This is a genomic window from Streptomyces sp. NPDC044719, from assembly GCF_056433405.1.
Genome location: NZ_JBWKHE010000008.1, coordinates 425,835 through 445,082 on the forward strand (window position 1 = coordinate 425,835; position 19,248 = coordinate 445,082).

General features: G+C 71.3%; 20 protein-coding genes. 6 read left to right on the forward strand and 14 right to left on the reverse strand.

What is annotated here, in order from left to right; all coding sequences use genetic code 11:
* Nucleotides 1–49: 49 nt before the first annotated feature.
* From AC07DF_RS31410 to AC07DF_RS31425, 4 genes are all read right to left on the reverse strand, one after another.
* Nucleotides 50–1,216: an alginate lyase family protein gene (locus AC07DF_RS31410; RefSeq protein ID WP_478978951.1), complete on the reverse strand. Its 1,167-nt coding sequence runs from the start codon at nucleotides 1,214–1,216 to the stop codon at nucleotides 50–52.
* A 168-nt stretch (nucleotides 1,217–1,384) separates the two neighbouring features.
* Nucleotides 1,385–2,134: a DUF3710 domain-containing protein gene (locus AC07DF_RS31415; protein ID WP_478978954.1), complete on the reverse strand. Its 750-nt coding sequence runs from the start codon at nucleotides 2,132–2,134 to the stop codon at nucleotides 1,385–1,387.
* A 1-nt stretch (nucleotide 2,135) separates the two neighbouring features.
* A complete protein-coding gene (dut, locus tag AC07DF_RS31420) occupies nucleotides 2,136–2,687 on the reverse strand; it encodes a dUTP diphosphatase (protein ID WP_382498495.1) in 552 nt (183 codons plus the stop codon).
* A gap of 86 nt (nucleotides 2,688–2,773) precedes the next feature.
* On the reverse strand, nucleotides 2,774–3,358 hold the full coding sequence (locus AC07DF_RS31425; protein WP_478978956.1) for a PaaI family thioesterase: 585 nt from the start codon (nucleotides 3,356–3,358) through the stop codon (nucleotides 2,774–2,776).
* Between the two features lie 58 nt (nucleotides 3,359–3,416).
* On the opposite strand from AC07DF_RS31425, the gene AC07DF_RS31430 reads away from it, so the two are divergent.
* A complete protein-coding gene (locus tag AC07DF_RS31430) occupies nucleotides 3,417–3,884 on the forward strand; it encodes a DUF3093 domain-containing protein (protein WP_478978959.1) in 468 nt (155 codons plus the stop codon).
* Nucleotides 3,885–3,922: 38 nt separating this feature from the next.
* On the opposite strand, the gene AC07DF_RS31435 is transcribed toward AC07DF_RS31430, so the two are convergent.
* The 4 genes from AC07DF_RS31435 to AC07DF_RS31450 all read right to left on the reverse strand — a co-directional run bounded on the left by AC07DF_RS31435 (nucleotide 3,923) and on the right by AC07DF_RS31450 (nucleotide 7,496).
* A complete protein-coding gene (locus AC07DF_RS31435) occupies nucleotides 3,923–4,888 on the reverse strand; it encodes a hypothetical protein (RefSeq protein WP_478978962.1) in 966 nt (321 codons plus the stop codon).
* A 13-nt stretch (nucleotides 4,889–4,901) separates the two neighbouring features.
* The gene (locus AC07DF_RS31440; RefSeq protein ID WP_003993510.1) at nucleotides 4,902–5,198 is read right to left on the reverse strand and encodes a DUF4193 domain-containing protein; all 297 of its coding nucleotides are present in this window, start codon (nucleotides 5,196–5,198) and stop codon (nucleotides 4,902–4,904) included.
* A gap of 406 nt (nucleotides 5,199–5,604) precedes the next feature.
* Nucleotides 5,605–6,837 carry a sensor histidine kinase gene (locus AC07DF_RS31445; RefSeq protein ID WP_478978965.1) on the reverse strand — a complete coding sequence of 411 codons (1,233 nt, stop codon included), beginning with the start codon at nucleotides 6,835–6,837 and terminating at the stop codon, nucleotides 5,605–5,607.
* Between the two features lie 5 nt (nucleotides 6,838–6,842).
* On the reverse strand, nucleotides 6,843–7,496 hold the full coding sequence (locus AC07DF_RS31450; RefSeq protein WP_003993508.1) for a response regulator transcription factor: 654 nt from the start codon (nucleotides 7,494–7,496) through the stop codon (nucleotides 6,843–6,845).
* 426 nt (nucleotides 7,497–7,922) lie between these two features.
* Here AC07DF_RS31450 and AC07DF_RS31455 point away from each other — a divergent pair, with 426 nt between their 5' ends.
* Nucleotides 7,923–8,096, forward strand: coding sequence for a hypothetical protein (locus AC07DF_RS31455; protein ID WP_478978967.1), 174 nt, complete (start codon nucleotides 7,923–7,925; stop codon nucleotides 8,094–8,096).
* A 120-nt stretch (nucleotides 8,097–8,216) separates the two neighbouring features.
* Here the strand turns inward: AC07DF_RS31455 and AC07DF_RS31460 are convergent, their stop codons facing one another.
* Together AC07DF_RS31460 and AC07DF_RS31465 are read right to left on the reverse strand one after the other, a co-directional pair.
* The gene (locus AC07DF_RS31460; RefSeq protein ID WP_478978970.1) at nucleotides 8,217–9,032 is read right to left on the reverse strand and encodes an inositol monophosphatase family protein; all 816 of its coding nucleotides are present in this window, start codon (nucleotides 9,030–9,032) and stop codon (nucleotides 8,217–8,219) included.
* A gap of 8 nt (nucleotides 9,033–9,040) precedes the next feature.
* Nucleotides 9,041–10,168 (reverse strand): ferrochelatase, encoded by a 1,128-nt coding sequence (locus tag AC07DF_RS31465; RefSeq protein ID WP_478978973.1) that lies wholly within the window; start codon nucleotides 10,166–10,168, stop codon nucleotides 9,041–9,043.
* A gap of 170 nt (nucleotides 10,169–10,338) precedes the next feature.
* Here AC07DF_RS31465 and AC07DF_RS31470 point away from each other — a divergent pair, with 170 nt between their 5' ends.
* From AC07DF_RS31470 to sepH, 3 genes are all read left to right on the forward strand, one after another.
* Nucleotides 10,339–11,577 (forward strand): MFS transporter, encoded by a 1,239-nt coding sequence (locus tag AC07DF_RS31470; protein WP_478978976.1) that lies wholly within the window; start codon nucleotides 10,339–10,341, stop codon nucleotides 11,575–11,577.
* Nucleotides 11,537–12,856, forward strand: coding sequence for a D-arabinono-1,4-lactone oxidase (locus tag AC07DF_RS31475; RefSeq protein WP_478978979.1), 1,320 nt, complete (start codon nucleotides 11,537–11,539; stop codon nucleotides 12,854–12,856). Before AC07DF_RS31470 ends, AC07DF_RS31475 begins: the two co-directional genes overlap by 41 nt.
* A gap of 736 nt (nucleotides 12,857–13,592) precedes the next feature.
* Nucleotides 13,593–14,642 carry a septation protein SepH gene (gene sepH, locus AC07DF_RS31480; protein WP_478978982.1) on the forward strand — a complete coding sequence of 350 codons (1,050 nt, stop codon included), beginning with the start codon at nucleotides 13,593–13,595 and terminating at the stop codon, nucleotides 14,640–14,642.
* 81 nt (nucleotides 14,643–14,723) lie between these two features.
* Here the strand turns inward: sepH and AC07DF_RS31485 are convergent, their stop codons facing one another.
* Nucleotides 14,724–15,572 (reverse strand): sulfurtransferase, encoded by an 849-nt coding sequence (locus AC07DF_RS31485; protein WP_478978985.1) that lies wholly within the window; start codon nucleotides 15,570–15,572, stop codon nucleotides 14,724–14,726.
* Between the two features lie 252 nt (nucleotides 15,573–15,824).
* Between AC07DF_RS31485 and AC07DF_RS31490 the strand changes: the two genes are divergently transcribed.
* Complete coding sequence (locus AC07DF_RS31490; protein WP_478978988.1) at nucleotides 15,825–16,628, forward strand: VOC family protein; 804 nt, start codon at nucleotides 15,825–15,827, stop codon at nucleotides 16,626–16,628.
* Between the two features lie 100 nt (nucleotides 16,629–16,728).
* On the opposite strand, the gene AC07DF_RS31495 is transcribed toward AC07DF_RS31490, so the two are convergent.
* The 3 genes from AC07DF_RS31495 to AC07DF_RS31505 are packed head-to-tail and all read right to left on the reverse strand — an operon-like array spanning nucleotide 16,729 to nucleotide 19,207.
* On the reverse strand, nucleotides 16,729–17,379 hold the full coding sequence (locus AC07DF_RS31495; protein ID WP_478978991.1) for a thymidine kinase: 651 nt from the start codon (nucleotides 17,377–17,379) through the stop codon (nucleotides 16,729–16,731).
* Nucleotides 17,380–17,423: 44 nt separating this feature from the next.
* Entirely contained in the window at nucleotides 17,424–18,620 is a 1,197-nt protein-coding gene (locus AC07DF_RS31500) for an alkaline phosphatase family protein (protein WP_478978994.1), read from the reverse strand.
* Nucleotides 18,620–19,207, reverse strand: coding sequence for a DUF5998 family protein (locus AC07DF_RS31505; protein ID WP_382591913.1), 588 nt, complete (start codon nucleotides 19,205–19,207; stop codon nucleotides 18,620–18,622). The genes AC07DF_RS31500 and AC07DF_RS31505 overlap by 1 nt, the downstream gene beginning before the upstream one ends.
* Nucleotides 19,208–19,248 lie beyond the last annotated feature (41 nt).

Genomic DNA, 19,248 nt, shown 5'->3' on the forward strand with positions numbered 1-19,248 from the left:
CCGCGGGCCGTCTTTGACGGAACTCTGACGCGCCCGGCGGGTCAGGGCCTCACGCGGGATTGTCGCCGTGGCTGAGGGTCTCCCAGGCGACGAAGAGGTTGTTGCTGCCGGCCGGACGGCCCCGCGCGGTCAGCGCCTCGGTGTTGGTCATGGCGTGTCCGAGGCGGTTGGCCAGGGCGTTGTGGCCGACCTCGGTGACCGGCCCGAGGCCGGGCTTGAGCGAACCGCCGCACAGCCAGCCCGGGACGGCGGCGCCCAGCTCGTACTTGGCGTGGAAGCCCAGCCCGTGCCGCAGCCGCTCGCCCACGTCGGTGCGGTAGAGGTCCTGGCCCTGGATCCGGCTGGTCTCGGCGACGTGCGAGATGGCGGAGAGGCCGTAGCCGGTGTGGGTGAAGTCCCGGCAGGTCTCCTGGCTGAGCCCGTCGACGAAGCTCGACTGCCCCTGCCAGTACCGGACGATCTTCTCCCGGGTGTTCAGGTTCTGGCTCGGCACGGTCTTCGGCAGCTCACCGTCGGAGGCCAGGTAGACGTAGGCGGCCGTACGCGTCCGGAACTTCGCCATGGCCTTGTCGTACGACGCCTTGTCCTCCAGGAAGACGGAGATGCCGACGGCGGCCTCCATCATCGACAGCTCCCAGTTCCCGTTGGAGTGGGAGCCGTTGATCACCTCGGGGAGGTAGACGTCGCGGAGCATGGTGGCGAAGCGGCCGGAGTTCGCCCAGGTCCCGGCGTAGGTGTACTTGATGATCTCTGCGGCCTTGGGCCAGGAGGAGCCGGCCCAGCCGGTCTGCAGGGGCGCGTTGCTGTTGGTGTGGTCCCTGATCACGGCCGACCAGGCGTCCATCAGCTCGATCGCCTTGCGCGCGTGCCGTTCGTCGCGGGTGACGTACCAGGCGAGGGCCTGGGTGTAGGCGGCGATCGCGTCCTGACGTTCGTCGGTGCAGCCGTGGTTGGGGTTGGAGTACGAACCGCACTCGACGACCGTCCGGGGCGCGGGCGTGCGATTCAGGTCGGCGTACTTGCTCGCCATCATCCGGTCGAAGGCGCCCTTCCAGGGCTGGGCACCGGAGTCGACCTTGGAGCGGGCGAAGTCCAGCTGCCCCTTGGAGACGGTGACTCCGGGGTGGACGAAGCTGCTGGGAGCGGCGTTCGCGGGCCAGGCGAGGAGGCCGGCGACGAGGGAGGCCGTGGCGGTTAACAGAGCGGTTCTGCGCATGCGGAGGAGCCTTCCGTTCTTGTATGTGAACGTGAAGCGCCTTTATGAACAGACGCGGTGAACGGAGGCGGTAGGTACAGACCAATGACCCGTCAAGGCTTCACGCATGAGCACGCATGAGAAAGGGCCGCACCCCTGGGGAGTGCGGCCCTGCTGTCCCTACGCGCCTCAGCGGACCTCGGTGATCTCCGGTCCGCGCTGGAGCTGGCCCATTCCGCCCGCGAAGCGGGAGCCCTCCTCCTGCTGGACGCCCTCGGGGACCATCTGAGCGTCGTTCGGCAGCTTCAGGACGATCGGGTCGCGGGGCGCCATCGGGCCCTCGCCGCGGACCACGACGGTGTCCCGGAAGATCTGCTCGAGCAGCCCGGCGGCCTGCGGCTGCACCGCACCCTGACCCGAGATGACCCCGCGCAGGAACCACCGGGGACCGTCCACGCCGATGAACCGCACGACCTGGAAGCCGCCGGTGCCGTCCGGCAGCTGTACCGGCACCTGGGCCCGCAACTCCCAGCCCAGCGGCCCCTCGACCTCGTCGACGATGCCGCCCTGCTGGGTGATGCCCGAGCCGATCTCCTCGCGCACCTCACCCCAGATGCCCTCGCGCTTGGGCGCGGCGAAGCCCTGCAGCTGGATGGCGCTGTCCCGCAGCACGACCGTCGCCGCCACGATCGCGTCGCCCGCGACCTCGACCCTGAGCTCCATGCCCTCGACGCCCGGTACGAACAGACCACCCAGGTCGACCCGGCCCTCGGCCGGATCGCGGACCTCGGAGTCGTCCCAGGGCCCGTCGGGCCGCGGCGCCGGCTCGAGCCTCAGGCGCTCGCCCTCATCCGCCTCACTGTCGACACCGTCGACGACCTGCTCGGTCTCGCCGGCCGCGCCCTCGGCGGCATCCCTATTCTTGCGACGTCCGAACACGTCACTGTCCTTCCCGGTCGGATACGACCGAAGCGTATCGATTCCCACCCGTCCGACCGCCCAGGGCGGCCTGACCGCTTGTGCCGCTCGTCCCGTCCACCGCCGCATGGCCTCCGGTGGACCCGAAGCCCCCCTCGGCCCGCGCCGAGTCGGGAAGTTTTGCCACCTCTTGGAAGCGAACCTTCTCGACCTGCTGGACTACCAGTTGGGCAATCCGGTCGAAGCGCTCGAACCGCACGCACTCGCGCGGGTCGAGATTCACCACGATCACCTTGATCTCCCCACGGTACCCGGCATCAACCGTCCCCGGGGCATTCACCAGGGCGACGCCGCAGCGGGCGGCCAGACCGGAGCGCGGGTGCACGAAGGCCGCGTACCCCTCCGGCAGCGCCACAGACACTCCCGTGGGCAGCACCGCCCGCTCGCCCGGCTCCAGTTGGCACGCCTCGGTGGTGCGCAGATCGGCTCCCGCGTCACCGGGCTGCGCATACGACGGAAGAGGTACCTCCGGATCGACGCGCCGGATCAGCACGTCGAGAGGCTGACGGCTCACGGGGCTCGTGGAAGTCATGGGGCTTTCCGGGCTCGCGGGGTCGGTGGGGCTCTTGGGGCCGGCCTGGCTCACGGGGCCTTCCAGGCTCACGGGTTCACCTCGAAGGCCCGGGCGCGCCGGACCTGGTCCGGGTCGTTCATGGCCGCCTGGATCTCCTCATGGCGGCCGTGCTCGACGAAGTGGTCGACCTTCACCTCGACGAAGAGCGCGTCGGCGCGCACGGCGACGGGTCCGTCGGGGCCTCCCACGCGTCCGGTCGCGGTCGAGTAGATCTTCCGCCCGGCCACCGCCGTCACCTCCGCCTGAAGGTGCAGTGTGGTGCCGACGGGCACGGGCCCCATGAAGTCCGTCTCCAGCCGCCCGGTCACGGCGATCGTGCGCAGCAGCCAGTTCAGCGAGCCGAGGGCCTCGTCCAGGGCGGTGGCGAGCACCCCGCCGTGCGCGAGGCCGGGGGCGCCCTGGTGGGCGGACCGCACGGTGAACTCGGCGGTGAGTGACACGCCCTCTCCGGCCCGCGCCTCCAGGTGCAGCCCGTGCGGCTGGTCACCACCACAGCCGAAACACTGGCCGTAGTGCGCGCCGAGGAGCTCACCGGGCGCCGGAGCGTCCGGATGCCGCACCGGTCGCACGGCGTCGGCCGGAGGCTGAAGAGCTGCGGAAGTACGACTCACAGCCGGAGACCTTACCCGCGCGTCGGCCCGTTCCGGACACCGTGTCAAGCTTGGCTCCATGCAGCTCTCCGCCGCCCCGTACGAAGAACGCCTCACCGCCCCCCGGACCTGGTGGCTGATCTCGTTCCTCGTCGGCGTCTCGATGGCCCTGATCCTGCTTCCGTTCGGCACGCTGCCCATGCTCGGCGGCTTGGCCGGAGGCACCGCGGTCGCCGCCGTCGCCGCGAGTTCGTACGGCTCGGTCCGCATCCGTGTGGTGGGCGATTCGCTGATCGCGGGCGAGGCGAAGATCCCGCTGGCGGCGCTGGGCGAGGCGGAGATCCTGGACGCGGAGGGGGCGCGCGCCTGGCGCACCCACAAGGCCGACCCGCGCGCCTTCATGCTGCTGCGCGCCTACATCCCCACGGCCCTGCGCGTGGAGGTCACGGACCCGGAGGACCCGACTCCGTACCTGTACCTGTCCACGCGCGAGCCGGAGCGCCTGGCGGAGGCGCTGAAAGCCACGAGGCCGGCGAAGTCCGAGTAGCACATCCGAGCGGGGCTTCACCCGACGGACGGGCGGCTTCAGCGTCCGTCGTCGGGCTTGTGCCCGTCGTCGCGTTTCGCGTCCGCGTCGCGGCCCAGCGGGTCGCTCGTGATCTCGCCCATCTCCAGGGCGTCCGCCGGACGTTCCAGGGCGGGAAGCGCCTCGAGTGCCTCCCAGGGCACCTGGAGCTCGCGCAGGTCCTTACGGATCCGCCCGGCGAGCTTTCTCGTCTCGCTGCGGTTCATGGCCGCCCCCACGGCGGCGCCCACCAGGAACGGGATCAGGTTCGGCATGCTGCGGACCATCCGCTTCATGATCCGCTGCCGCAGCTCCCGCTTCATGCGGCTGTTCAGCGCCACGCTCAGCGTCGACGGCTTGGTCGCGTCGATCCCGCGCTCCCCCGACCACGAGTCGAGATACGCGGTGCTGCGCTGCTTGAGGTTGCCGGGCGGCCGTACGCCGTAGACCTCGTGGAGTTCGGCGATCAGCTTCAGCTCGATCGCGGCGACGCCGGTGACCTCGGCGGCCAGTTCCGTCGGCAACGCGGGCGGTACGGGAAGCATCGCGGCCGCGCCGATGCCCGCTCCGACCGTCGCCGTCGCGCTCGCCGCGCCCGCCACGAGTTTGTCCGCGAGCTCTTCGGGCCCGAGGCCCGGGAACTGTCTGCGGAGTGTCGCCAGGTCCCGTACGGGGATCCGTGGCGCCAGTTCGATGATCCGGTCGGCGAGGTAGGCGAGCCCTGCCCGGGCCCGGACACCGCCCTTGCGGGCGCTCTCCCTGGCCCTTTCCCGGATCGTCCCCGCCCGCCGTCGGGCGACGGGTGCGGGGACGTCCACGGACGCCGGGAGGTCACTCCGGTCCGCGGCCGGTTCGAGCGAGGCCGCCCCCGTACCGGTTGGGCCTCGCTCGTCGTCACGCGCGCCGTACTGCGGGCCGTCCATCGGCCCTTCGTCCGCCTTCCGCTTGGAGAAGCGGCGCTTCCAGGGAGGGGTCGAGCCAGTCACGGCCGACCCGTCCTCAGTCGCAGTCGCGGCAGATCGGCTGACCGTTCTTCTCCCGGGCCAGCTGGCTGCGGTGGTGCACCAGGAAGCAGCTCATGCACGTGAACTCGTCCTGCTGCTTCGGGAGCACCCGGACGGCGAGCTCCTCGTTCGAGAGATCGGCTCCGGGCAGCTCGAGGCCTTCGGCGGCCTCGAATTCGTCGACGTCCACTGCGGAAGCCGACTTGTCGTTCCGCCGGGCCTTCAGTTCTTCGAGGCTGTCCGAGTCAACGTCGTCGTCGGTCTTGCGTGGAGTGTCGTAATCGGTTGCCATGGTCGCTCTCCCCCTCTGGGTGTCTGCGGTGTCTCCAGCGCACGTAACGCGTGAGAGGCCGGACTTGTGCCCGACCTGAGGCGGAGATTTTGCCTCACATCAAGGTCTGTTACTCAATCGACACCCAACCGGACTCCTCACGAGTGATCGGCTTGGATGGCGATGGGGACCGTACACGGTCCGAATGCCGCACCTCAAAGGCGTCTCACCCTGTACTTCCCGTGATCAAGACCCCCGAAAACCGGGATTTTCCCGGCTTTCCGACGCGGCCCATGATCACGGAGAGTAGATGGCCGGAAAGGCGCCTCTGTGATCGATCACACACGAGGTGCCCGAGGTGAGGCCTCAGAAATTCCGCGCAAAGCGAACATCCCCGTGCACCGCCGAGTTGATCGGCGACATGATCTCAGATGGGCAGCGTGACTCGCATCACGAGCCCACCTCCCTCGCGGGGCTGGGCGTAGATGTGCCCGCCGTGCGCCCGGGCCACGGACCGGACGATGGACAGACCGAGTCCGACGCCCTTGTCGCTGCCCGTGCGCTCTGTGCGCAGCCGCCGGAACGGCTCGAAGAGATTGTCGATCTCGTACGCCGGCACGACCGGGCCCGTGTTCGACACGACCAGGACCGCCTGGCCGTGCTGGACCTCGGTGGTGACCTCGACCCAGCCGTCCTCGGCCACGTTGTAGCGCACGGCGTTCTGCACCAGGTTGAGCGCGATCCGCTCCAGCAGCACGCCGTTGCCCTGGACGACCGCGGGCTTCTGTTCGCCGCGGATCCGCACGCCCTTGTCCTCGGCCTCGCCGTACACCTGGTCGATGGCCTGCGAGGCGACCTCGGCCAGGTCCACCGGCCCCCGCTCCACGATCTGGTTGTCGCTGCGGGCGAGCAGCAGCAGGCCCTCGACGAGCTGCTCGCTGCGCTCGTTGGTGGCCAGCAGCGTCTTGCCGAGCTGCTGGAGCTCCACCGGTGCGCCCGGGTCGGACAGGTGCACCTCCAGGAGCGTGCGGTTGATCGCCAGCGGTGTCCTCAGCTCGTGCGAGGCGTTGCCGACGAAGCGCTGCTGGGCGGTGAAGGCGCGCTGCAGCCGCTCCAGCATGTCGTCGAAGGTGTCCGCCAGCTCCTTCAGCTCGTCGTCCGGGCCGTCCAGCTCGATGCGGCGGGACAGGTCGGAGCCCGCCACCGTGCGGGCGGTGCGGGTGATCCGGCCCAGCGGCGACAGGACCCGGCCGGCCATGGCGTAGCCGAAGGCGAAGGCGATGACCGCCAGGCCCAGCAGGGCCAGCAGCGAGCGGCTGAGCAGGTTGTCCAGGGCGTGCTGGCGCTGGTCGTTGACGCACTGGTTCATCGCGTCGTTGAACTCGCTGGGCGAGGCCTGGCTGGGGAGGTTGCAGATGTCGCTGGTGACCTTGCCCTCGACGATCTTGAACGGCAGCTCGCTGCCCACGTTGAGCGCCTGCGCGGCCAGCAGGTAGATGATCGACAGCAGCAGGATGCCGGCGATCAGGAACATGCCGCCGTAGAGCAGCGTGAGCCGTATGCGGATGGTCGGGCGCAGCCACGGGAAGGGCGGCGCGGGCCTCCTGGGGTCCCAGGTGGGCTTCGGGGGCGCCTGCGGGGGCGCGGGAGTCGCTGCCACGGGTATCAGATCCGGTAGCCGGAGCCGGGGACGGTGACGATGACGGGCGGCTCGCCGAGCTTGCGGCGCAGGGTCATGACGGTCACGCGCACGACATTCGTGAACGGGTCGGTGTTCTCGTCCCAGGCCTTCTCCAGCAGCTGCTCCGCCGACACGACGGCGCCCTCGCTGCGCATCAGCACTTCCAGGACGGCGAACTCCTTGGGCGCGAGCTGGACCTCCTTGCCGTCGCGGAAGACCTCCCGGCGGTTGGGGTCGAGCTTGATCCCGGCGCGCTCCAGGACCGGCGGCAGGGGCACGCTGGTGCGCCGGCCGAGGGCCCGCACGCGCGCGATGAGCTCGCTGAACGCGAAGGGCTTGGGCAGATAGTCGTCGGCGCCGATCTCCAGACCCTCCACACGGTCGCTGACGTCGCCGGAGGCCGTGAGCATCAGCACGCGTGTGGGCATGCCGAGCTCGACGATCTTGCGGCAGACGTCGTCGCCGTGCACGAGCGGGAGGTCACGGTCGAGGACGACCACGTCGTAGTCGTTGACGCCGATGCGCTCCAATGCGGCCGCACCGTCGTACACGACGTCGACGGCCATGGCCTCCCGGCGCAGTCCGGTGGCCACCGCATCGGCGAGCAGTTGCTCGTCCTCGACGACGAGTACGCGCACGTCCTGGTCCTTCCTCATGTCCACCCGCACCGCGCTTTCTCGGGCGCATGCGGGCAGGGGTCTTCGACGGTCTGTTGGTGTGTTGCCCTCCATCCTGCCCTTTTCGGCCATAAGTCGGAGGTAAGGCGGGTGAGGGAGAGGTCGGGCGCGGGTGTGGCCGCGGGGAATAGGAGATTTTCTCCTCCGGTTAGGTTTCCACGGAAGGGAGCTTGGGGAGGACGGCTTTACATCCCACGATCACACTCTGCTGGTACCGCACCACCATGCGGTGCGCATCAATCCGCTTTTCCGCAGGGCGGGCGTGGGTGTCCGGCACCGTCGCCGCCCAGCTGAGCGGCGCTGGGCATCCACCGGAGACGTGATCGTCCCTTCCGAACGGCACACCCCCGTGCCAACGACCCACGACCCAGGACGAGGGGGCGCAGCATGGACGCATTCACCGCAGGACTTCTGCAGCGCATAAGGGCGACCGAGTCCGATCTGTCCCGGGCTCGAGACGAGGGCGACGACTTCCTCGTCGAAGTGGAGCAGGGCGAGCTCGACGACCTGCGCCGCCTCGCCGCCGAGCACGGTGTGGAGGTCGGCGCAGCGAGCGTCTGATCAAGGCGTACGAAGCGGGCCCCGGCGAATCCAGCGCCGGGGCCCGCTTCGTCGTCGTACGGACCCGTTCACCCGGTGTTCAGCACGGCACGGCCCGTCGTACGCCGGTCCGGGCCGTCCTCAGTCGTGCCAGGCGCCGAAGTCCTCCAGGAGGCGCTGGAGGGGTTCGAAGACGCCGGGGGTGGCCGCGACCGTCAGATCACCGGACGGGCGCTCTCCGGGGCGTCCACCGGTCAGGGCGCCCGCCTCCCGGGCGATGAGGTCACCCGCCGCGAGGTCCCAGGCGTGCAGACCGCGCTCGTAGTAGCCGTCCAGGCGTCCCGCGGCCAGGTCGCACAGGTCGACCGCGGCCGAGCCGCCGCGCCGGATGTCACGCAGCAGCGGGATCAGGCGCTGGGCGACCCCGGCCTGGTGGGCGCGGACCTCGGCGACGTAGTTGAAGCCCGTCGAGACCAGCGCCTGGTCCAGGGGCGGCGCGGGGCGGCAGGCCAGCCGGCGCTCGCCGTCCCAGGCGCCCGTGGCCCAGGCACCGCCGCCGAGCACGGCGTGGAACGTCTCGCCGCGCATCGGGGCCGTGACGACTCCGACGACGGTCTCCCCGTCCTGCTCGGCGGCGATGGAGACGGCCCAGGTGGGCAGGCCGTACAGGTAGTTGACCGTGCCGTCGAGCGGGTCGATCACCCAGCGGATGCCGCTCGTGCCGTCGCTGGAAGCGCCCTCCTCACCGAGGAAGCCGTCGGCCGGGCGGCGCTCGGCGATCAGGCCGGTGATCAGCTTCTCGGCCGCGATGTCCATCTCCGTGACGACGTCGATGGGGCTGGACTTGGTCGCGGCGACCGCCAGGTCGGCCGGGCGCCCGTCCCGCAGCAGCGCGCCGGCGCGGCGGGCGGCCTCCTGGGCGAGTCCGAGCAGGTCCGTGTGCAGGGGGTCGGTCACGGGGCTCCTCACGCGTAGGTGCTGTCGGCGCCCGCGGCGGCGGGCCGGGGGGCACGGGCCGGGCAGCAGCCGACCGGGCAGAGGTCGTGGCTCGCCCCGAGGGCGCCCAGGGCGCAGGGGGTGACCTCCTGCCCGCGCTCGGCGGCTGCCCGCTCCACGACCAGCTCGCGGATCGCGGCGGCGAACCTCGGGTCGGCGCCGACGGTGGCCGAGCGGCGCATCGGCAGCCCCAGCTCCTCGGCCTTGGCCTTGGCCTCCGTGTCGAGGTCGTACAGGACCTCCATGTGGTCGGAGACGAACCCGATGGGCGCGATCACGACGGCCGGGACACCGGCCGCGTGCCGCTCCTCCAGGTGGTCGCAGATGTCGGGCTCCAGCCACGGGATGTGCGGGGCTCCGGAGCGGGACTGGTAGACGAGCTGCCAGGGGTGGTCGACGCCGGTGCGCTCGCGGACGGCGTCCGCGAGCAGCTTCGCCACGTCCAGGTGCTGCCTGACGTAGGCGCCGCCGTCGCCGTGGTCCTCGACGGGCCCGGAGGTGTCGGCGGAGGCCGTCGGGATCGAGTGGGTCGAGAAGGCGAGGTGCGCCCCGTCCCGGACGTCCTCGTCGAGCTCGGCGAGGGACCGGAGCACCCCGTCGATCATGGGCTCAAGGAAGCCCGGGTGGTTGAAGTAGTGCCGCAGCTTGTCGATCTTCGGCACCTCCAGGCCCTCGGCCTCCAGGGCGGCGAGCGCGTCGACGAGGTTCTCGCGGTACTGGCGGCAGCCCGAGTACGAGGCGTAGGCGCTGGTGGCGAGGACCAGAACGCGGCGGCGGCCGTCGCGGACCATCTCGCGCAGCGTGTCCGTCAGGTACGGCGCCCAGTTGCGGTTGCCCCAGTACACCGGCAGGTCGACGCCGTGGTCGGCGAAGTCCTTGCGCAGGGCGTCCAGCAGGGCGCGGTTCTGGTCGTTGATGGGGCTGACCCCGCCGAACAGGAAGTAGTGCTGCCCGACTTCCTTGAGGCGTTCCTTGGGGATACCACGCCCGCGCGTCACGTTCTCCAGGAACGGGACCACGTCGTCCGGGCCTTCCGGACCGCCGAAGGAGAGCAGCAGCAGGGCGTCGTAGGGGGTGACATCGCGCGCGTCTGGCATGGGTCGATCCTGCCACCCTGCACTGACACCCGGGAAACGGCGGGGTGACACCTGCGCGGCAGCCGGGTCGGGGCGCATCCGCGGCTGGTCCGAACGGGTGCCGCAAGGTGTTGCGGGACGTAAGCTGTGTCGACTGCGTTCGCAGCTTACTGAGCCCTTGGGAGCCCTCGTTGCCCAGTCCCTACCGCGCTCTGTTCGCAGCCCCGGGCTCCAAGCGTTTCTCCGCTGCGGGCTTCCTCGGTCGCATCCCGGTGTCGATGATGGGCATCGGCGTGGTCACGATGGTCTCCCAGCTCACCGGACGCTATGGGCTGGCGGGCGCCCTCTCGGCCACCATCGCGCTCTCCGCCGCGGTGGCCGGACCGCAGGTCTCGCGACTGGTCGACCAGTACGGGCAGCGGCGGGTGCTCCGCCCGGCGACGCTGCTCTCGCTGACCGCCGCCGCGCTGCTGCTGCTCGCGGCGCACCACGAGTGGCCCGACTGGGTGCTGTTCCTGGCGTGCGCCGGCATCGGCTGCGTGCCGAGCGTCGGCGCGATGGTCCGGGCCCGCTGGGCGGCCCTGTACCGGGGCACGCCGCAGTTGCACACCGCGTACTCCTTCGAGTCCGTGGTGGACGAGGTGTGCTTCGTCTTCGGGCCGATCATCTCCATCGGGCTGTCCACGGCATGGTTCCCGGAGGCCGGTCCGCTCCTCGCGGCCTGCTTCCTGGCGGCCGGCGTGTTCTGGCTGACCTCGCAGCGCGCCACCGAACCCGAGCCGCACCCGCGCGAGCGGCACGGCGGCGGTACGGCGATCCGCGCGCGGGGCCTTCAGGTCCTGGTGGCCACCTTCGTGGCGACCGGGGCGATCTTCGGCGCGGTCGACGTCGTCACCGTGGCCTTCGCCGAGGAGGAGGGGCACAAGGCGGCCGCGAGCATCGTCCTCGCGCTGTACGCGGCGGGTTCCTGCGTGGCGGGCATGATCTTCGGGCTCCTGCACTTCGCCGGGGCGCCGGAACGTCGGTGGTTGCTGGGCGTGTGCGCCATGGCCGTGAGTATGATCCCCCTCCTACTGGTCGGAAACTTGCCGTTTCTGGCCGTGGCGCTGTTCGTTGCGGGACTGTCCATCGCTCCGACGATGATCACGACGATGTCCCTCATCGAAGAGCACGTACCACGTGCGCAGCTCACCGAGGGCATGACCTGGGTGAGCACCGGGCTCGCGGTGGGGGTCGCGCTCGGCTCCTCCGCGGCCGGCTGGGTGATCGACGCGGCCGGGGCGCGTGCCGGGTACGGGGTTCCGGCGGTGGCCGGGGCCGTCGCGGTCGCGGTGGGTTTCCTGGGATTCCGCCGGCTCAAGCGGCCGGCTCCGGGTCGGGGAGGCTCCGTTGAGCAGCACAGCGAACGGAAAGAACGGCACGTGGCGTAACTGGGGCGGCAACGTCTCCGCGCGTCCCGCGCGGCAGGTCACCCCGGCCTCCGTCGAGGAGCTGGCCGCGGCCGTGCGGCGGGCCGCCGAGGACGGCCTCAGGGTGAAGGCCGTCGGCGCCGGGCACTCCTTCACGTCCATAGCCGCGACGGACGGTGTATTGATCCGCCCTCAACTGTTGACCGGTATACGTGGCATTGATCGCGACGCCATGACGGTCACGGTGGAGGCCGGCACCCCGCTCAAGAGGCTCAACATGGCCCTCGCGCGTGAGGGCCTGTCGCTCACGAACATGGGCGACATCATGGAGCAGACCGTCTCCGGGGCCACCAGCACCGGCACGCACGGCACGGGCCGCGACTCGGGCTCGATCGCCGCCCAGATCCGGGGCCTGGAACTGGTCACCGCGGACGGCTCGGTGCTCAGCTGCTCCGAGAAGGAGAACCCGGAGATCTTCGCCGCGGCCCGCCTCGGCCTCGGCGCGCTGGGCATCGTCACCGCGATCACGTTCGCCGTCGAGCCGGTCTTCCTGCTCACGGCCCGCGAGGAACCGATGCCGTTCGACAGGGTCCTCGCCGACTTCGAGGAACTCTGGGCCGAGAACGAGCACTTCGAGTTCTACTGGTTCCCGCACACCGGCAGCACCAACACCAAGCGCAACAACCGCAGCGCGGGGCCGGAAAACCCAGTGCCGCAGCTCAAGAGCTGGTTCGAGGACGAGTTCCTCTCCAACGGCGTCTTCCAGGTGGCCAACTGGGTCGGCCGCGCGGTGCCCGCCACGATCCCCGCGATCGCGCAGATCTCCAGCAAGGCCCTGTCGGCGCGGAGCTACACCGACATTCCCTACAAGGTCTTCACGTCTCCGCGCCGCGTGCGCTTCGTGGAGATGGAGTACGCCGTTCCGCGCGCGGCCGTCGTCGACGCGCTGCGCGAGCTGAAGGCCATGGTCGACCGCTCCGGCCTGCGGGTCAGCTTCCCCGTCGAGGTGCGCACCGCTCCCGCCGACGACATCACGCTGTCCACCGCCTCCGGCCGCGACACCGCGTACATCGCCGTCCACATGTTCCAGGGCACGCCCTACCAGCGGTACTTCACCGCGGCCGAGCGCATCTTCACCGCCCACGAGGGCCGTCCGCACTGGGGCAAGGTCCACACCAGGGACGCCGAGTACTTCTCCCGGGTGTATCCGCGCTTCGGCGAGTTCACGGCGCTGCGGGACCGTCTCGACCCTGATCAACGGTTCCAGAACGACTACTTGCGGCGGGTTCTGGGGGCGTAGGCGACGCGCTGGGGGGTTGTGCTCCCGGGGTCCTCACTCCCCTCGTCACTCGGCGTGGGCACCGGGTCGGTCGCCGTACCGGTGTCCTCGCCGGGAGGGGGCGAAGTGCCCCCATCCCGCGGTGTGCCGGTGCCCTCGCTCGTGCCGGACGGGCCGGGGCGTCGCGGTGCCGGCGCCGGAATCGGAGTCTCCCGAGTGATTCCGGCCATCGTGACGCCGAAGGCCACGGCCGCCGCGAGCACCGGCCGCTTCCACACTGACGACGCCGGCGCCCAGGATCGCGCCGTAGACCCCGAAGCAGGAAGCCAGTTCGGCGGCCAGGACCGCCGCGAGGGCGCCGCCCGCGACCTGGGGCGTTACGTGAACTTCCCCACGTTCAAGATCACGAATTGGGGGCATGGGGCGACCAAGTCCCCCCTCTTGTCAGAAGTTGGGCGGCGTGCCAATCCACGCACGTGGCCCAAATGGAGTACTGTGGCGAGCCCTGGGTCCGGTCTCCCACCAGGGTGTACGGGGCCTTTAAGGACCGCCGGGAGGGGGCTAGTTGCACAGGGTGACAGAGTTCGTCACTTAGCGTTGCGAATAGGTAACCGTGCCATAACGGCGATCCAGGGCCCGTGCCCGACACGCCGGGCAACTCGGCAAGGTTGTGGCAGGCTGCACCCGGGCAGGCCACACTCGACTAGCGGAAGCAGCGACGCACGTGACGTCGGCAGGCACCACCCGGGAGGTCCCCATGCCCGAACTGCGTGTCGTGGCCGTCTCGAATGACGGCACACGGCTGGTGCTGAAGGCTGCGGACAGCACGGAGTACACGCTTCCGATCGACGAACGGCTCCGCGCCGCCGTGCGCGGCGACCGTCCCCGCCTCGGCCAGATCGAGATCGAGGTGGAGAGCCACCTCCGCCCCCGTGACATCCAGGCGCGTATACGAGCCGGCGCGACCGCCGAAGAAGTCGCGCAAATGGCAGGCATCCCCGTCGACCGGGTACGCCGCTTCGAGGGCCCCGTGCTCGCCGAGCGCGCGTTCATGGCCGAGCGGGCCCGCAAGACCCCGGTCCGCCGCCCCGGCGAGAACTCCGGTCCGCCGCTGGGCGAGGCCGTGCAGGAGCGGCTGCTCATGCGCGGCGTCGACAAGGACACCGTCCAGTGGGACTCGTGGCGTCGCGACGACGGCACATGGGAGGTCCTGCTGGTCTACCGCGTCGCGAGCGAGCCGCACTCGGCGAGCTGGACCTACGACCCGCCCCGGCGGCTCGTCCAGGCCGTCGACGACGAGGCGCGCATGCTCATCGGCGAGACCGACGACCTGGCGGCGCCCGAGCCCAGCTTCCCGTTCGTCCCCCGGATCGCCAGGCTGCCGCGCGACCGGCCGCTGGACCGGCCCGCCGACCGTGAGCGCCCCGCCCTGCCCGCGCAGGCGTCCGAACCGCTCGAGGAGAGCACGACCGCCACGGGCGAGCGGGACTCGCTGACCAGCCTGCTGGAGGCGGTGCCGAGCTTCCGTGGCGATCTGGTGGTGCCGGAGCGCCCCACGCCGGAACTCGAGGAGGAAGAGCCCCTCGTCGTCGAGCCCGAGGAGGAGGAGCCCCCGGCCCCCGCCGCCTCGGCCGGTTCCGCCTACGCGGACGTCCTCATGCCGCGCTCCGTCGGCAGCCATCGCGACCGGCTCATCGGTTCCACCGACCGGCAGGCCGAGGCCGACGGTGTCCGTCCGGGTCGCAGAGCCGCCGTCCCGAGCTGGGACGAGATCGTGTTCGGGACGCGGCGCAAGAAGCAGGAGTAGCCGGACCACACGGCGTTGACGCCGACCGTACGGCCATGAGGGCCGCGCCTTCCGGGGCGCGGCCCTTCCGTACGCTCCGGGCTACTGGGGATCCGGCCCCACCGCGACCGGCCGGTCCGGGTCCGAGGACCAATCCGACCACGACCCCACGTACAGCTCCGCCGGAATGCCCGCGACCGCCAGCGCCAGGACCTCATGGGCGGCGGACACCCCCGACCCGCAGTACACGCCCACCCGCGAGCCTTCGGACACTCCGAGTCCCTTGAAGCGCTCCCGAAGCTCCGGCGCGGGGAGATAGCGCCCGTCCGCTCCCACGTTCTCGGTGGTGGGCGCCGACACCGCGCCCGGAATGTGCCCGGCCACCGGATCGATCGGCTCGACCTCGCCCCGGTACCGCTCCCCCGCCCGCGCGTCCAGCAGCACCCCGGACCGCGCCAACTCCGCTGCGGCATCGGCGTCGAGCAGCCCCGCCCCGGGCTCGGGCACGAAGTCGCCCTCCGCCGGGGTGGGCACGGACTTCTCCAACGGCCCCTCCCAGGCCGGCAACCCCCCGTCGAGGACCCGCACGTCCGGGTGACCCGTCCAGCGCAGCATCCACCAGGCCCGGGCGGCCGCCCAGCCCTGGCCGCCGTCGTAGACGACCACCGGCGTTCCGGACGACACGCCCGCCCGGCGCATCGCGGCGCCGAAGTGCGCGAGGCCGGGCAGTGGATGCCGGCCGCCCTCGCCCGGCGGGGAGGCCAACTCCCGGTCCAGGTCCACGAAGACGGCCCCGGGCAGGTGCCCGGTCTCGTAGTCGGCCCGGCCGTCGTACGGCGGTTCACCCGCGGCCTTGGCCGCGGTGAGCTGCCAGCGGACATCGAGCAGGACCGGCGGGTTGGCGCCCGTCAGATCGTTCGCGAGGTCGGATGCGGAGATGATGGCGTTCATGGCCCCATCCTCGCGCACGGGGGTGGCCGAGCCGTCCGTGTCCGGCTACTCTGCTCGGCCGGACCGGGGCGATCACGTGGCGTACCGGAGCGGGCACATGTTGTACAGCTGAACGACACGTGCCGATAAGCGCGCCGCAAGGGACAGCGCCCCGCACATCGGGCATTCTCCCGGACACGGGCCGCCCCACAGGGCGGGCCCCACGAGGGCTGCGGAGAGCACGGCCACCGCGAGGCCGAGAAGAGAGTGACAATGACCGACGCACGGGAGTCCGCCGGCCCGAAGGGCGAAGCGCCCGCTCGGCACACGCCCGGCACGCCCTGCTGGGTGAGCCTGATGGTGCACGGGCTGGCGGCGACCGAGGAGTTCTACGGGGCGCTGTTCGGCTGGGAGTTCCGGCCCGGTCCCCAGCAACTCGGCCCGTATGTGCGTGCACTGCTCGACGGGCGCGAGGTCGCCGGCCTCGGCCAGCTGCCGCCCGAACGTCAGCTGCCCATCGCGTGGACGCCCTACTTCGCCTCCCGGAACGCGGACTTGACGGCCGAGACGGTGCGCAGCCGCGGCGGCACGATCGGCGTCGGCCCGCTCGACGCCTCCGACGCCGGCCGCCTCGCGATCGGCTCCGACCCCTCTGGCGCGGTCTTCGGCATCTGGCAGGCCGCCGCGCATCTCGGCACGGCCGTCTCGGGCGTCCCCGGCACGCCCGCCTGGAACGAGCTGCTGACCTTCGAGTCGGCGAGCGTCGCCAAGTTCTACCGGACGGTGTTCGGCTACGAGGAAGAGCCGGTGGTCTCCGCCGACTTCGACTACGTGACCCTGCTCAGCGACGGCGAGCCCATCGCCGGCATCCACGGCCTGGGGCAGTCCCTGCCCCGTGACCGGGGTCCGCACTGGGTGACGTACTTCCAGGCAGCCGACCTCGACGACACGCTGGACCATCTCGTCCACCTGGGCGGGCACGTCCTCAGACCGGCCCACGACACCGCGCACGGCCGGGTGGCGACCGTGGCGGATCCGGAGGGGGCACGGTTCGCGCTGCTGCAGCGGCGGCGCTGATGTGCTGCCGGACGTGCAGGCGGTCGGACTCAGGCGGTCAGGGCGTCAGGCTCGGGCCGTCCGGCGCCGGCGGTCACAGCGGTCAGGGCAGTCGGGGCGGTCAGGCGGTCGACATCGGCAGTACGTCCGGTGACAGGGCGGCCGCGTGGGCCGTCGCCGCGGTCATGCGGCGACGGTGGTGGCGGCGGCACAGCACCTCGTACCCGACCTCGTCGCCGGAGTGGGTGACGTCGCCGACGACCACCTGGGCGCCCTCGACGACCATGGCGCCGCCTATCGTGCGGGCGTTGTGCGTGGCGCGGGCGCCGCACCAGCACAGGGCCTCGACCTGGAGCACCTCGACCCGGTCGGCCAGTTCGACCAGCCGCTGGGAGCCGGGGAACAACTTGGAGCGGAAGTCCGTCGTGATGCCGAAGGCGTAGACGTCCAGGCCCAGGTCGTCGACCACGCGCGCGAGTTGGTCTATCTGCTCCGGCACGAGGAACTGCGCCTCGTCCGCGATCACGTAGTCCGCGCGGCCGCCCTGCGAGAGATGGTCCACGAGGTAGGCGTAGAGGTCCTGCCCGTCCCCGACCTCCACCGCGTCCGTGACCAGGCCGAGGCGTGAGGACAGCTTGCCCTCGCCGGCGCGGTCGTCGCGCGAGAAGATCATGCCCGCCAGGCCGCGCGCCGAGCGGTTGTGCTCGATCTGGAGAGCCAGGGTCGACTTCCCGCAATCCATCGTTCCGGAGAAGAACACCAGCTCGGGCATGGGAAGGTGAGCACCTTTCGGTGAAGCGGGGATGTGGCGGGACGTCAGGAGCGTACTTCGAGCAGGGGGACCAGTTGCTCGGCAGGGGTCATCGAACCGTGGTTCCCGACCATCGCCGACTCGTTGGGCTCCCGCTCGGAGGCGATGATCAGGACGTCGTCCCGGGCGGCGGCGACCACGTCCCCGATACGGCCGTACACCCGCTCGTCGATCCGCGGGCCGAACCAGCCCGCCGCGATGGCCTCGTCGCGTGAGGCGACCCAGAACTGCTCGCCGAGCACCTCGCGCCAGCAGGTCAGGACGTCGTTCGCGGCACCCGGTACCGCGTAGACGTGCCGGGCGCGGCCCTCGCCGCCGAGCAGGGCGACTCCGGCGCTCAGCTCCCAGTCCTCGTCGAAGTCGATGCGGTGCTCTTCGTCGAAGGGCACGTCGATCATGCCGTGGTCGGCGGTGACGTAGAGGGCGCTGCGGGGCGGCAGTTGCTCGGCGAGGCGCTGGACCAGGCGGTCGGCGTACATGAGCTGGCCGCGCCAGGTGTCGGAGTCGACGCCGTAGCGGTGGCCGGCGCCGTCGACCTCGGCGAAGTACGTGTACACCAGGGAGCGGTCGCCCGCGGCCAGTTGCTCGGCCGCCAGGTCGACGCGGTCCTCGCCGGGCAGCCGCCCGAGGAACGTTCCGCCGCTGAGCGCGACCTTGGTCAGCGGGGTGTTCTGGAAGGTCGGGGACGACACCTGGGCGGCGTGCACGCCCGCCTCGTGCGCCAGCTGGAACACCGTCGGGTACGGCTGCCAGGGGCCGGGCGGGGCCCACGGCTGCCAGCGCAGCTGGTTCATCAGCTCGCCGGTGTCCGGGTTGCGCACCGTGTAGCCGGGCAGGCCGTGCGCGCCGGGCGGCAGGCCGGTGCCGACGGAGGCGAGGGAGGTCGCGGTGGTCGCCGGGTAGCCGGCGGTGAGCGGGCGGCCGGTGCCGCCGCGCGAGGTGGCGAGCAGGGACGTCATGAACGGGGCGTCCTCGGGGTGCGCCCTCAGCTGCTCCCAGCCGAGCCCGTCGATCAGGAACACGCAGTTCCGGTCGGCGGGGGCCAGCTCGGAGATCGCGGCGCTCATCCCCGGCACACCGAGGCCGGCGGCCAGGGTGGGCAGCAGGTCGGCGAGGGAGCCGCTGCCGTACTCGGGGACCGGTGCGGAGGCGACGGCGAGCGGTTCGGGGTGGTGGTCCCAGACCGTGTCGGGCTGTGCCATCAGCGGGTGGCGTCCGCGGTCGCCTCGGAGAGGGCCTGCGCGAAGGCGAGTGCCTGGCGCACGGTCTCCGGTCCGTCCCCGGCCTCGCTGACGCGCAGGCTGAGGTCGTCCGCCGTGGAGTTGCCGGTGTAGCCGTGGTCCGCCTCGCAGTTGGGGTCGCCGCAGGCGGCCGGCTCCAGATCGATGCGGGAGACGGCGCCCCAGCCGATGGTGAGGACGACCTCGCGGGGCAGGGTGCCCGGTTTGTACGACTCCGGGTTGGCGACGACCCGGCTGACCACGATCGACGAGATGCGGCCGATCTTCACGGACTCCGTCGACGTCGTAGCGTACGGCGTCGGGGAGGTGCTGTCGGCGGCCTGCTCGTCGGTGTGGCTGACGATGAAGCGGTTGTCGGTGAGGACGAGCACCGTCACATGCCGCCGCACCTCGTTCTGGTCGAACGTCGTTTCCTGGTGGACCAGGTACGACCGCATGGGCTCGCCGCCCACGGCGGCCTCCACCGCCTCGGCCACGAGGGCCGGGTAGTAGCCGCTGCGCTCGATCGCCGCCCGCAGCCCCTGGGTCGTCGTACTGGTCTTGGCCATGACGCCCATCCTACGGGGGCCCACTGACTGCGAGGCACAGC